The sequence below is a fragment of the Paraburkholderia sp. SIMBA_054 genome, from assembly GCF_046534875.1.
GTDB classification, from domain to species: domain Bacteria; phylum Pseudomonadota; class Gammaproteobacteria; order Burkholderiales; family Burkholderiaceae; genus Paraburkholderia; species Paraburkholderia hospita.
Genome location: NZ_JAWRXV010000011.1, coordinates 193,968 through 206,388, shown reverse-complemented (window position 1 = coordinate 206,388; position 12,421 = coordinate 193,968). Strand labels below are relative to the sequence as shown.

The following is a 12,421-nucleotide window of genomic DNA, read 5'->3' as shown; positions in this document are numbered from 1 at the left end:
TCAATGGAGCGGCTTGCTTGTTGTACTGGCGGATATAGCACATGAGCTTTTTGTCGAGGTCTCGGGTGCTGGTGAACACGCCGCGCTCCGAAGCCGGGATTTCAGAGTCGGTGTCGCGTATGCTTACGCCACGCTTCGCGCGGTCGCGTATCCGTTCAACAACACGAGCCGCTTGCGACCGCAACAGACGATGGCGCGCCAGGGAAGCTCGCCAAAGCGAAGGCGCACACGGGGCGCGCGCGTGCGGGCGACCTGCGCGATTCGGAAAGCCCCTCACCTGTTTCGGCGGATGCCGCAGGAGAGCAAGCGACGATCATCGTCAGCCCGCAAGATCATGTGAATGATTTCCCCGACGACCTTGCCGGCCGCTCACTTGAAGAAAGTAATGGCGAGGCACCGGCAGCCAAACCGGCGACCCGTGAGTCGCTCCCCGCCGTCGCAGCCAGCTTCGCGGTAACCAGCGTACAAGCGCCCCGTCAACCACCACGCCACCGACGGTCAGGCGCTGAGGTATGAGACGCGTTCTCGACTACCGTCATCTCTACTGGCAGCAAATCTGCTACGAGCGTCGCAGAGCGTTCAGACGTGCGAACTCCGTCGGCCTCACAAAGGAGCGATAAAGCTCGCCAACGGTACCGAACGCGAATGCTGGTTTCAAGGTCGCACCAGGGAGCGCACCCGAAAGCCAGTCGTACGCGTTCATGTCGCGCTGCTGGCAATGAATCGCGTCTGTGAGTAGAAGAAGCGCTTTGTGTGCCGAATGTTCGCCCAGGTCGATAAACAATCTTTCGAACGAGTCACCGGGATATCCAGTAACGCGAGGTTCAGACGAGCGCTCGGTCAAATCATTCTCCTGTACAGGGTGGCCAGCGTATCAAGTCGACATGATGCTGCAACGAGCTCGTTGCAACTCTGCTAGTGGAGCAGACAACGCTAGCCTTTTAACAATCCTTCGACAGACTCTCATGCGTGTTTTGCACGCCCATGACATCCTTCCATTGAAACGTACGGCATTCGCAACATCACTGACGGATCAGTTTATCTGCCGCACCCGATCCCAATCGGCGATCGGGTGATATGGTCCCGAACATTTCAGTGCACGGTCTGGACGCTGCTGATGGCTGCATCATCGTCTTCGTCGGATGATGCTTGATCAAGGATCGCGCACCGGAAGTCCAATTTGACGCGAAGGATGGCGGATTCGATGCGTGCGTCGCCGCGATGCCCGCTCAGGCGAGCATTGATCGCCTCCTCGACGGCGAGAATCGCCTGCTCGACGCTCTCCGGATCATCGCTATCGAACCCGATCTCAACTTCAATGCTCTCCAGCAGGTTCAATGCAGTTGCAATGTCCTCGGATGCAACGAATAACGTCTCGGCATTTTCTGTCATCTACCCTCCCCGTTGGGTTGACCGGCGTCTTCAGACCGGTGCGAGTTGCACGACCATCGTTGCATATCCAGAGCAAACCTGCCGGGCGACGAAGGCGAGTGTTGGGTTCAAAACAACGGATGGCTTGCTGGTCACAGCAAAGCGGGTAGAATTGAAGGTTCCAGCGTGGTCGGTCCTTGGTCATTGCGTTTAGCGCCCCCGGTTCCGAAGCTTCCTCTCTTTGCGTATCGTCGGCCACGTCAGTACGGCAAACGAGTCATTCCGTTCACCTCTCTCCGCACGCGGGCGATACGGTGCAGCAAGGCAAGAACATCCATCGGTCACGGAAGAGCTCTGATTTGCACTTCAAATAGCTGTTGCCGACCCGTTGAGCCGGTCGGAAACCCCGGAAGCAGCCGTTCAAAGCCGGCCTGCAATCAAATCGGCAGCATGCCCATCCCGGACGCTCAGCTTAAAAATCCCAGAAGACTGTCCGAACGAGTGTGGCCACCTGTCTCCACCCTCCGCGCCGCATTGAGACAGTTGGGCAACGAACCCTCCACCGTGGCGATCGAACTGCACCGTCAACAGATCGACCTGATCAACTCGTTGGCGTCGGAAATGCGGCAAAGAACCTTTGAACCCCAGTTGGCGAAGCGTGGGAACAAAACGCGCTTTCAACACGGTTCATTTCGTCACGGCTCATCGGGATGTCCCGTCAAAATGCGGCGGCCAGGTTGCCGCCTTCTTTCACAACCTCGATTGTCAAGCGATTCACGAGATGATGTCGAATGGATGAAATTGTGCCGAACTTGCTCAAACGTCGCGATCGAGAGCGGGCTTACATCGCTTTTGTAAGCCGTGGACAACCAAATACCGTACGGCCAAAGCGAAGAATATTTTCACCTACCAGGCCACCGACGTGTAACCGGCACCACCTGGCCGACGAACTAACTTAACCACCCAATACCCGTTCGCCGATCCTGCTAATGTCGATTCACTTTTCATGCACCATGTGCGGCCGTTGCTGCCATGGTCTGCGCCTGCCACTCGCCATTGATGAAGCGCTCGATTGGATCGCGCACGGTGGTGAGGTGCAACTGCTTTGCGATGCGATCGTCTGGCCCCAGGAGCCACGACGAACCGACGCGCTCGCCCAACACCGAAGGCGCCGCTCATTCTCTGCGCATAGTGGGACGTTGCCAGTACGTGTAACCGTGACGCTGGTGGCCGCGTTCGCGGGACCGTGCCCCAACCTTCGCCCGGACATGTCCTGCGGCGCCTACCATCGGCGTCCGCGTGTGTGCCGCATCTATCCCGCTGAGGTCAATCCGTTCTTACCGCTCGATCCTGCGGCGAAGGCTTGTCCTTCCGATGCGTGGTCCGACGCCGGTCCGGTACTCATGCGAGCGGGCCGGATCGCGAATGCCGACACGGTAGCACTCATCGCGCAGTCGCATGAAGCCGACGAGCGCGACCGTGTCGCCAAGACGTATCTGTGTGCGCTTCTCGGGTACGACACCGCTGCCCTCGCCAACGAAGGTTTCGCGGTCTATGCGCCGGCACGCCTTCACCTCGAAGCTGCACTGCGGGCGGCGCAACAATCCGGTGTGCCGCGTGACGATCCGCAGCCGCGCTCATCGCACCCTTGGCACTTCATCACAAATCGCTTGACGACACTCGCGACGCTGCAGTCGATCGGCGCAAGCGCTGGGCGGGCTGAGGGCCCATCCGGTTCGGCACACACCCCGGCATACCTGGGCTTCTTTGACGAGGACATCAGCGATAGCGATCGACTGAATTCACCGCACGCGCCGGGTCCGCTTCAACTGTAACCCGCTCGTGCTGGCGGGCGAATTACCATGACTGTCGTTATCTGGAGTCAGGACATGCTGCCCCGTTCTCTCACTGCCACCATTGCGAGCGCTACGGCGCTGCTCACCTCGCATGCGTTCGCTGCCGCGCCGCGCCCGGTTGTCGTTGAACTGTTCACATCGCAGGGCTGTTCGTCGTGCCCGCCGGCGGATCGCTTTCTGTCCGAACTGAGCAACTCACGCACCGACGTTCTGCCCCTGGCGTTTCATGTCACATACTGGAACCAGCTCGGCTGGAAAGATCCGTTTTCGTTCGACGGCGCCGATGCGCGTCAGGCCCGGTACGCGCAACGGTTTCGCGACTTCGAGTACACGCCGGAAATGGTGATCGACGGCAAGGCCGAGGTGGTGGGCTCTAATCGCACTGCGGCCAGCGCAGCCATCGACCACGCCAGGTCCGCTGGTGTGACGGCCGCTACGGTTAGCGCTACACGTGTAGACGGCGGTGTTTCGGTATCCATTGGCCCGGGCACCGGACGCGCGCATGTGCTGCTGGTCGGCTACGACGCACGTCACGTCACGGCGATCGGGCAAGGCGAGAACGCAGGCCATACGCTCACTGAATCGAACATCGTGCGCAGCATTGTGGCAATCGGTCAGTGGTCCGGCACGGCGCTCATGTTGCGTGCCGACGCCGTCGCCGGCGAACATCAAGTGGTTCTTCTCGAGGACAATGATGGTGCAATTGTCGGCGCCGCACGCGTTGTCGATACAAGTGAAGCGCCTGCTCGATGAGTGATGGCTTGTTGCCCGCCAGTGAGTGGACCCGCTGGTTGGCAGGTTTCATTCCAGCGTGGTAAAAGTCTTCCTTCGCGGGTGAGCGCTTCGTGCCATACCGCGTTCGCGAATGCGATTTTCAACATCTACAGGTTCAAAAATGGCAATTGGTACAGTGAAATGGTTTAACGATGCAAAGGGCTTTGGTTTCATCACGCCGGACGAAGGCGGCGAAGACCTGTTCGCCCACTTCTCCGAAATCAAGACGGAAGGCTTCAAGTCATTGCAGGAAAACCAGAAAGTAAGCTTCGAAGTGAAGATGGGGCCGAAGGGCAAACAGGCCGCCAATATCAAGCCTGTCTAACTCGCGCGCGCATCGTCCTGACAGGTGCCCCGCCTTGCGCGGGTTGAATTTTTTGGTTCAGCGTGTCGGGGGTCAGTGCATTGGGTGGCACTACGGTGCACCGGTTCGAGCAGGACGAACAAGTCCTGCTCATGGCCAGTCACCCCACCGACAATCCGGCCGCGTCAATCAGCCGGCGACGGGCGCCGAGGCGCTATCGCTGGTTGGTGCAGCTGCTGCCTGGTTCTGCGGCGTCCGCTTCGCAGGTGCCTTCCTCGCCACCGCTTCTTTCGCCGCAGTTTTCCTGACTGCAGCCTTCTTCGCCGGTTCCGGCTTCGTTACTGCCTTGACTTTCTTCGCGGCGACCGCTTTTCCCGTCACCTTTTTCGTCGCGGATTTCTTTGCGGTTGCCTTCCTTGGCGAAACGGCTTTCGAGCCCGAGGCGCCCTCTTCCGCGGCGACAATCAGAAACTTCGAACGATCTTTGGCGCCAGCCAACCATGCCGGTGCCGGGCCGCGGCCACTCCATGTCGCCCCACTCTTTAGGTCGCGGTATTTCGGCGCCTGGGGGCCCTTCACATAGTTGCCCGCCTTTGCTGGTTTCTTTGCAGCAATGGCCAGTTTTGGGACGCGGCCGTCGATCAGGAACTTCGTCCGGTCACGTGCGCTCGCGATCCACGCCGGCGCGCGGCCGTGCCCGGTCCAGGTGGCACCCGTCTTCGGATCACGGTACTTCGCCGACGCTGCTGGCTTGGCAACCGTCGCGGCGCGTGGCTTGCGGCCACGCTTTTTACCACCGGTATGTGCTTCGATGTCGGCAACGGTCAAGCCATGCTTTTCCATGAGGTCACGAATCTTCGCGATGACGCCGGACGACTGCTTCGCGGCAAGCGCTTCGGCCTGGGCCTGCAACCTGGCGATTTTCGCCTGCACGTTTTCGAGCGTAGCCATTCTTTCCTCTTTCTGTATGTAGTAGTGGCCGAACTATGCCAGCAAGAAAGACGCACGTCGATAGTGACACGCTACAATTGAAAGAGGCTCAGACTCCGAACGAATAATCCGGGTGCTTCGTCGGCTTTCGTTAAGGCAGCACCAAGGAATGAGCGACGACGATCGCTACGCCGCGAAAGCGGCTATAGCCGGACCGCTTGCCCCCTGCTTCACTCAGCCCCGGTTCCCAAACTGCGACTTCAAATGCGCGGGCTGACGAGATAACTGCGGCTTTAATCTTCTGCTGGAAAGCGGCGACAGCCGCTCCCCCCGACCAACTCGATTGAGCAGATCAAATCCGCTTCAGACAGGTTGTCCGCAGATCATGTGGAAGAACAGTCGGACGGTACTCACGGATGAAAACGAATGGATGAACGTAAGCGGGACAGCATGATCGCTTATCTCCGCCACCGGATGGAAGAATATGGCATCGAGCTGGACGACCTGGCTTCAGCAATAGCGGGCGATCAGGTAAGACAGAAAGCAGCCCGGTATCAAAATGCGACGGGGGATACGTGGACAGGCGACGGGGAAATGCCCCAGTGGCTGAAGCAGGCGATTAGCGCAGGACAAAGGCTCGAGCATTTTGAGATGGTATCGGCGTCACCGATGCGGGATAGCCAGCGAAAGACGATCGACTGGCGCGACGACCCTTTCGCAGGGAGTCCACTCGCGCGGCAGCACGCTGACTGACAAGTTCACCTTCTTGTGCTGGGCGAACGCCGGCTGCGACAGATGGATTCGATAGCGCGGTCCCTGTTGCCTTCCAGGCTGCGGGAAAAAGCGATGATGGAAAGGCTGTTCGATACATCGCATCGCGAGCATCCCGACTCGCCCGGATATCGAGGTTGGAGCCGGCGCGACTCCTGGAAATCCTCACCTTTTATTGACCTGAGCACACGGAAGAATGCCTCCCTGCGCAGCGGCTCAGAAAAGAGCAATACGGCTCGACGTCGCTCCCGCTGAACAGCCTTCCCTCTTCTGACCGTCGCTGCGGGCTTCGGAGAATCGCGTCCGACGGCCCTAAAAATTCTGTTCACCTTCCCACACCCGATCCTGATTCAAGCGACTACATTTATATTGTAGGAAGACGATCTTGCGCATGGAGTGCCCTCTGCCTCCGAATTGCGGTTCGCAGTTCCGAAGTGAGAATGACATGAAGAAATTGATCTGCGCATTGCTGCTTGCGGCCACGTCTCTATGCGCGCGTGCTGACACCCCGTCGCTCTACTCCCCTAGCGTGATCGTGTACGACGTCACGCGTGGCGAAGTTTTGCTGGAAAAGAATGCTGACGATCTCCGACCCATCGCGTCGCTGACCAAACTGATGACTGCGATGGTCGTACTCGACAAGGCACAGGAGATGGGAGATACCCTGACCGTTGACGAGGCTGACATCGACCGGATCAAGCACTCGGGTTCCCGGATACCCGTCGGTACGTCGCTCGAACGCGAGGCGATGCTTCGCCTTGCACTGATGTCATCCGAAAACCGTGCGGCGTCCGCCCTGTCACGCTCGTTCCCCGGGGGCCAATCGGCGTTCATCGAGCAGATGAATCTGACGGCGCGAGGGCTAAACATGTCCGGCACGCATTTCGAGGATCCGACGGGACTTTCGCCGAACAATGTCTCGACGGCTCGCGATGTTGTCAAACTGGCGATCGAAGCGTCGCACTATCCGATGATCAGTTCGTTTACCACCCTGACAGCGTACGAACAAACAGTCGGCAGCCGGACCCGTTTCTATCGCAACACGGACCCGGTCGTCCGCTGGACGGATTGGGACGTTCAGCTCGCAAAAACCGGATACACGCGCGAGGCGGGTCGCTGCATCGTGGTCGACGTCGCGATGCCGAGAGGCCCGGTGATCATTGCGCTGCTTGGCGCACGTTCATCCAGAGCCCGCTCCGCTGATCTGGCCACGATCCGCAACTGGGTGAACGGCGATGAAACGCCCGTAGCCGTACCTCGGCTGTACTACGCCTCGACGCATTCGCATCACAGCCACTCCGTCGTCGCCAGCCAACCGCACCGCGTGAAGGTGCGATTCGCGTCGACCGGCCCGTCACATCGCCACGCGGCGCGACGCGTGATCGCCAGTCGAGCCGGTGCGTAAGCGCGCCTGATCCGGCAAGACAAGACACGCATCGCCGTCGACATCAGAGCGACCCTCATCCCGTTCCACCGCCGCTTTTCCACGGCCATGATTACTGTTAACGAACTTGTAAGCGCTTCGTGGGCGATACGCGTTTAACCTTGGAATCAAGGGGCTGATCCGCTCGATCAAGGGCTTTCCCGTGGACACATGTAAAGCCGCGCTACCGTCGCTATCGATCCGCCGCAAAGGCGGGACAGGCGTGCCTCGCTGCAGCGCGCAACGTGTTCACTTCGAACGTGACACGCCCGGCATTCGCTATGCCGGGATCGAACTGAATCATCTTGTCCGTGAGCTTGACATGGATCGTCTCGTCCGCATTACCGCTCAGCGGCGCAACGCCAGGCGCAACCGCCGCCAGCACGTACACAGTGTGATTTCTGTCGATCATGATGCTTCTCCTCGAAAGGGCCGCATTGCCGCAAGACTGGTCGAACCACAGATCGCGTGCCTGGAGCCGCTATTCGTCGGATGCCACCGCGCCTGGCTGCGGCGGGTTCTTGAAAGATCTATCATGGTGAACCGTGAGGTCGCCATGACTTGCCGGAACGCGAGCATCGAATGAAGCCACCACGCAATACCGACTCCGTCCCAGGGGAGTGGTACATCGACACAGCGTGCATCAATTGCGGTGCATCGCGTCATGTCGCGCCGGAGCTGATCGTCGAAAGAAACGACAAGAGCGTCTTCGTTCGGCAGCCCATCACGCCGGAAGAGCAACTCGCTGTCTGGCGTGCGGTGTTCGTATGTCCTACGGCATCGGTACGCAGCGAAACGAAGCAGCCTCGCCCGAACGCCGCGATCTTTCCGCAGCAGATCACATCGGGTGTGTGGCGATGCGGATTCAACGCACGGTCGTCGTTTGGCGCACATTCGTATTTTGCGGCGCGTCCGGACGGCAATCTGCTGATCGACTCACCGCGCTATGCGGCGGAGCTGGTGAAATGGTTTGACGACGCCGGTGGTATTGCGCACATCCTTCTGTCGCATCGTGACGACGTCGCAGACGCAGACAAATACGCGCGCCAGTTCGGCGCCCGCGTCTGGATCCACCGGGAGGACAGGTCGGCTGCCCCATATGCTACGGATCTGATCGACGACGGGTCAGTACCGAGCATTGCGGCCGGCGTGCGCGCAATCCCTCTGCCCGGGCACACTCGGGGTAGCGTCGCATACCTGCTCGATGATCGCGTGCTCTTCTCAGGTGATTCGCTTGCCTGGAGCCCACGCGAGCGGGACCTCATCGCGTTCAGGGACGCGTGCTGGTATTCATGGACGGAACTCGCCGAATCGCTTGGCAAGCTGGCCGCGTATCGTTTCGAATGGCTGCTTCCTGGTCACGGTTGGCTCGCGCACTTGCCGGCCGGGGAAATGAGTGCTCGCTTGCTTGCGTTGGTTGCACGCATGCGAAATGATTGAAGTCGCCGGAATACCTCCTTCCGGCATGACGCGTTTCCGATCCGTCGGCATTTAGCCCTGCAATGCAGCGGAGCGAGGTGAGATTGCATTCGCTCTAGCCGAGGAGGTCTGCCATGTCTCCTGGCCCCGCGGCGCAACTTACTGATCGTCAACTGAATTTGCCAGATTCCAACGTAGGAAGAGTGGAGTTCTTCGAACGCAGGGCGACAGGTCAGAAGGTGCCGGAACGTAGCGTACGCTGTGGAATAGGGTGTTACGAGCAAACCTTCGGGTAAGGATCGCGCGCAAAGACGAGTATCTCAACCTGCGAACGTATCGGCTCCATGCGAGCTTCAAGCCGCACCTTCAGCAGGTGCTCGAACCGGTCGCTCAGCTTGACTTTTCTTTGCCTGTCGTCCGGTTGCGCAAGCGCGAGGAACAACGATGGCACAAACGTGGAACGATAAAACGCAGCATAACGGCTCACCATCCGCCCGCCGTCCCCGTCTCGCAGAAAATCGTCCCACACGGCGTCGGGCAAGGGAAGCCGCTCGCAATGCTCGACTGATAGCGCGCAAAACCGGCCGTCCGTCTCGAATGCAGTGAGCAGCTCGCGCTCGGGGCGAGCGTAAGTCGCCAGCACCATGTGCGCCCGTTCATCCTCTGTGAGGGCCCCCTCGTCTGCCATCTGTGTCAACACATCGTTCGCGTCGTTCATGAGCGGTTCAAACCCCGTTCGCCCATCGTCGTCCGCTCCTGGGAGCACAACGACGAGACGCCCATCTGGCCGCAACTCGGTGGCGCGCAACGACAGGAACTTCTGCCAGTCTTTTTTTCCCTGTTCGCGGAACGCAGCGCTCGCGGCCCCCTTCATGCAGGGCACGTAAATATGGTCGGCGACCTGCGTGGGGACGCTGCTTAACCACATCGCGGCGTACGCGCTCCATCCGAGATGCACGTAGGCCGGCGGAAGCACGCTCTCGTAAAACGACCGGCCAATCGCACAAGGGTACACTTGCGGGTCGTCGCGGACATATCGGTCCGGGGCTGACTCCAGCACCTCGAAAAGCGAGCCGAAATCGTTAATGGGCAGATCTTCGTGATAGACGAGAACGGGGCGATCGGGGCCAACCCGAGCACGCAACTCGCTAATCGCAACGCGCATCGGACGTTGCGAATTTCTGCCCTGCGACGCTCCATATTCTGCAATGACGATTGGCTGGTCCATCGCGTCCAGCACAATGCTTGCAGCCGCCTGCTTTAAGGCGTTCAACGCGAGCGCCCCGCCTGCAGCCTGTAACCCTGCGTGCCGGTTATACGCGCCGCGGCCCTCCATGGCGCCTGACCATGTCTTTGCCTCGTTCATGATTGCATCCTCTGGTCGGACTGTGGCAACGCACTGAAGACCGCCTGCGTTGTTTCGTTGTGGGTACGGCGCCGGACCATGGCGCCGGGCACTCGCGCCGTCCCAGAAGCCACGCCCGTGCCGCTATCGCAAGGAGTTCACGCCTCGGTCCGGTTTCTCATTCGCTTAAGCCAGGCTCACAGTCCTTCGTGCTCAACTGCTGTGTCTGGCGCAGCTTCTCGCGCTTTTCGCCGAATCTGTACGCACATAGCAGCCCCCGACGGTTGTCGCCCATTGCTGTAGTTAAGACGATCTACCGACGCGAGAAAAGAAAAATGGCTCTGGGCGGGGAGCAATTAGAGTATTCGCCCGGCGTGCACGTCACGACAGATCAGCGTCTGCGTCTTCCCGAAACTGCGGAAGAGGCAAGCTGCCCATTGCCAAACGGACCTCTCTGAACTATGTTCCAGCGGATGCGGCCAACTATTCCGGGAAGGATCGCAGAATGCTCACGAGACTAAAAGCGGCGTTCCGCTACTTCAACAGCGTTGTCCCGTTCCGACTTGGTCCCGCGCTGATCACAACGGCCGTGCTGGTAACCCTGCTGCTGCTACCTGTGCCCGAGGGGTTGAAGCCCAAGGCTTGGGGCCTCGTTGCCATATTTCTGACAACAATCGTTGCGATTATTTTGAAGGTCATGCCCATCGGGGTCATGGCGGTGATGGCAATCGTAGTCCTCTCGCTGTCACAGGTGACCTCGACCTCGTCCAAGGGGGCGATCGCCGATGCGCTGACCGCCTTCGACAGTCCGCTGATCTGGTTGATCGTGGTGGCCATCCTGATCTCCCGCGGGCTGAAGAAGACCGGCCTGGGCAGCCGCATCGGCCTGATATTCATCTCACTGATCGGCAAGCGCACGGTAGGCATAGGCTATGGTCTGGCCGTCTGTGAACTGGTGCTGGCGCCGTTCACACCGAGCAATACCGCGCGCGGTGGCGGCATCGTGCATCCGATCATGAAGTCGATCGCCAACGCTTTCGACTCGGATCCCGCCAAGGGCACCGAGGGCAAGGTCGGCACCTACCTCGCGATGGTCAACTATCACTCGAATCCGATCACCTCGGCGATGTTTTTGACCGCCACCGCGCCCAATCCGCTGGTGGTGGACTACATCGCCAAGGCGACCAATCAGAGCCTGCATCTGACCTGGACGAGCTGGGCGCTCTGCATGATGCTGCCCGGCCTGCTATGCATGCTGGTCATGCCACTTGTGATCTACGTGCTGGCGCCGCCGCAGCTCCATGCCACACCCAATGCGGTAGCGTATGCCCGCGCCGAACTGGCGAAGATGGGCCCCATGTCACCGAGGGAAATGGTCATGTTGGGGACCTTCGCGCTGCTACTGCTGCTGTGGGCCGACGTGCCGGCGATGGTGTTCGGTCCGTCGTTCATCCTCGATCCGACAGTGGTCGCCTTCGTCGGCCTGTTCTTGCTGATCATCACCGGCACCATTGACTGGGACGATGTGCTGTCGGAGAAGAGCGCCTGGGACACGCTGGTGTGGTTTGGTGCGCTGATCATGCTGGCCGAGCAACTGAACAAGCAAGGCGTGATCACCTGGTTCTCGGAAGCCATGAAGGGCGCGATCGTTGCCAGCGGCATCGGCTGGGGCGCCACTGCCACGATCCTGGTACTGGCCTTCGTTTTTTCACACTACCTGTTCGCCAGCACGACGGCGCACATCAGTGCGATGATGCTCGCCTTCCTGACGGTCGGGGTTCATCTGATACCACCCGAATATGTGGCGCCGTTCATGCTGATGATGGCGGCCGGCTCGGCGATCATGATGACCCTGACCCACTATGCGACGGGCACCTCGCCGATCATCTTCGGTAGCGGCTATGTCACGATGGGAACCTGGTGGCGCGTTGGTTTTGTGATGTGTGCGGTGGAGTTGCTGATCTTCGCGGTGGTCGGCAGCCTCTGGTGGAAGATGCTTGGCTTCTGGTGAAGCAGTAGTCCGTTCTGCTTCTGCCTGCTGACCGCGACGACGCAATGCGTCTGGAACAATTAGAAGGTGATGCAAGGCTCGCCAGCTCGTGGCGCTGGCTAATGCTGACACGAGCGGCATCATTTGGGCACGCGCTGCCAGGGGCCGCCTCTGGCCGACCACGGTCTGATGATGAGTCGATGAAGGGTTTGCGTCATTCACGCTTCCATATTGGTCA

Annotated in this window: 12 protein-coding genes; 7 read left to right on the top strand and 5 right to left on the bottom strand. The window is 59.8% G+C overall.

All coding sequences use genetic code 11. From position 1 onward, the window contains the following. Nucleotides 1-1,092: 1,092 nt before the first annotated feature. Complete coding sequence (locus tag SB822_RS16160; protein WP_086915774.1) at nt 1,093-1,392, bottom strand: hypothetical protein; 300 nt, start codon at nt 1,390-1,392, stop codon at nt 1,093-1,095. 399 nt (nt 1,393-1,791) lie between these two features. Continuing rightward, nucleotides 1,792-2,055, bottom strand: coding sequence for a DUF4304 domain-containing protein (locus SB822_RS16155; protein WP_242684102.1), 264 nt, complete (start codon nt 2,053-2,055; stop codon nt 1,792-1,794). A gap of 305 nt (nt 2,056-2,360) precedes the next feature. Here SB822_RS16155 and SB822_RS16150 point away from each other — a divergent pair, with 305 nt between their 5' ends. The 3 genes from SB822_RS16150 (at nt 2,361) to SB822_RS16140 (ending at nt 4,326) form a co-directional block, all read left to right on the top strand. Next, nucleotides 2,361-3,206, top strand: coding sequence for a YkgJ family cysteine cluster protein (locus tag SB822_RS16150; RefSeq protein WP_410855184.1), 846 nt, complete (start codon nt 2,361-2,363; stop codon nt 3,204-3,206). A 54-nt stretch (nt 3,207-3,260) separates the two neighbouring features. Beyond that, on the top strand, nt 3,261-3,980 hold the full coding sequence (locus SB822_RS16145) for a DUF1223 domain-containing protein (RefSeq protein WP_410855183.1): 720 nt from the start codon (nt 3,261-3,263) through the stop codon (nt 3,978-3,980). 142 nt (nt 3,981-4,122) lie between these two features. Beyond that, entirely contained in the window at nt 4,123-4,326 is a 204-nt protein-coding gene (locus SB822_RS16140) for a cold-shock protein (RefSeq protein ID WP_007580133.1), read from the top strand. 168 nt (nt 4,327-4,494) lie between these two features. Here the strand turns inward: SB822_RS16140 and SB822_RS16135 are convergent, their stop codons facing one another. After that, nucleotides 4,495-5,256 (bottom strand): H-NS family nucleoid-associated regulatory protein, encoded by a 762-nt coding sequence (locus tag SB822_RS16135; protein ID WP_410855182.1) that lies wholly within the window; start codon nt 5,254-5,256, stop codon nt 4,495-4,497. Nucleotides 5,257-5,661: 405 nt separating this feature from the next. Between SB822_RS16135 and SB822_RS16130 the strand changes: the two genes are divergently transcribed. Together SB822_RS16130 and SB822_RS16125 are read left to right on the top strand one after the other, a co-directional pair. Then, nucleotides 5,662-5,988 carry an H-NS family nucleoid-associated regulatory protein gene (locus tag SB822_RS16130; RefSeq protein ID WP_410855181.1) on the top strand — a complete coding sequence of 109 codons (327 nt, stop codon included), beginning with the start codon at nt 5,662-5,664 and terminating at the stop codon, nt 5,986-5,988. Between the two features lie 463 nt (nt 5,989-6,451). Further along, entirely contained in the window at nt 6,452-7,411 is a 960-nt protein-coding gene (locus tag SB822_RS16125) for a D-alanyl-D-alanine carboxypeptidase family protein (RefSeq protein WP_410855180.1), read from the top strand. A 211-nt stretch (nt 7,412-7,622) separates the two neighbouring features. Here the strand turns inward: SB822_RS16125 and SB822_RS16120 are convergent, their stop codons facing one another. Continuing rightward, nucleotides 7,623-7,841 (bottom strand): hypothetical protein, encoded by a 219-nt coding sequence (locus tag SB822_RS16120; protein ID WP_007740194.1) that lies wholly within the window; start codon nt 7,839-7,841, stop codon nt 7,623-7,625. Nucleotides 7,842-8,011: 170 nt separating this feature from the next. Between SB822_RS16120 and SB822_RS16115 the strand changes: the two genes are divergently transcribed. Next, nucleotides 8,012-8,869: an MBL fold metallo-hydrolase gene (locus SB822_RS16115; protein ID WP_007580107.1), complete on the top strand. Its 858-nt coding sequence runs from the start codon at nt 8,012-8,014 to the stop codon at nt 8,867-8,869. Nucleotides 8,870-9,122: 253 nt separating this feature from the next. On the opposite strand, the gene SB822_RS16110 is transcribed toward SB822_RS16115, so the two are convergent. Further along, nucleotides 9,123-10,088, bottom strand: coding sequence for an SAM-dependent methyltransferase (locus SB822_RS16110; RefSeq protein WP_410855179.1), 966 nt, complete (start codon nt 10,086-10,088; stop codon nt 9,123-9,125). A 610-nt stretch (nt 10,089-10,698) separates the two neighbouring features. Here SB822_RS16110 and SB822_RS16105 point away from each other — a divergent pair. Next, a complete protein-coding gene (locus SB822_RS16105; RefSeq protein ID WP_079502889.1) occupies nt 10,699-12,204 on the top strand; it encodes a DASS family sodium-coupled anion symporter in 1,506 nt (501 codons plus the stop codon). The last annotated feature ends 217 nt before the right edge of the window (nt 12,205-12,421 follow it).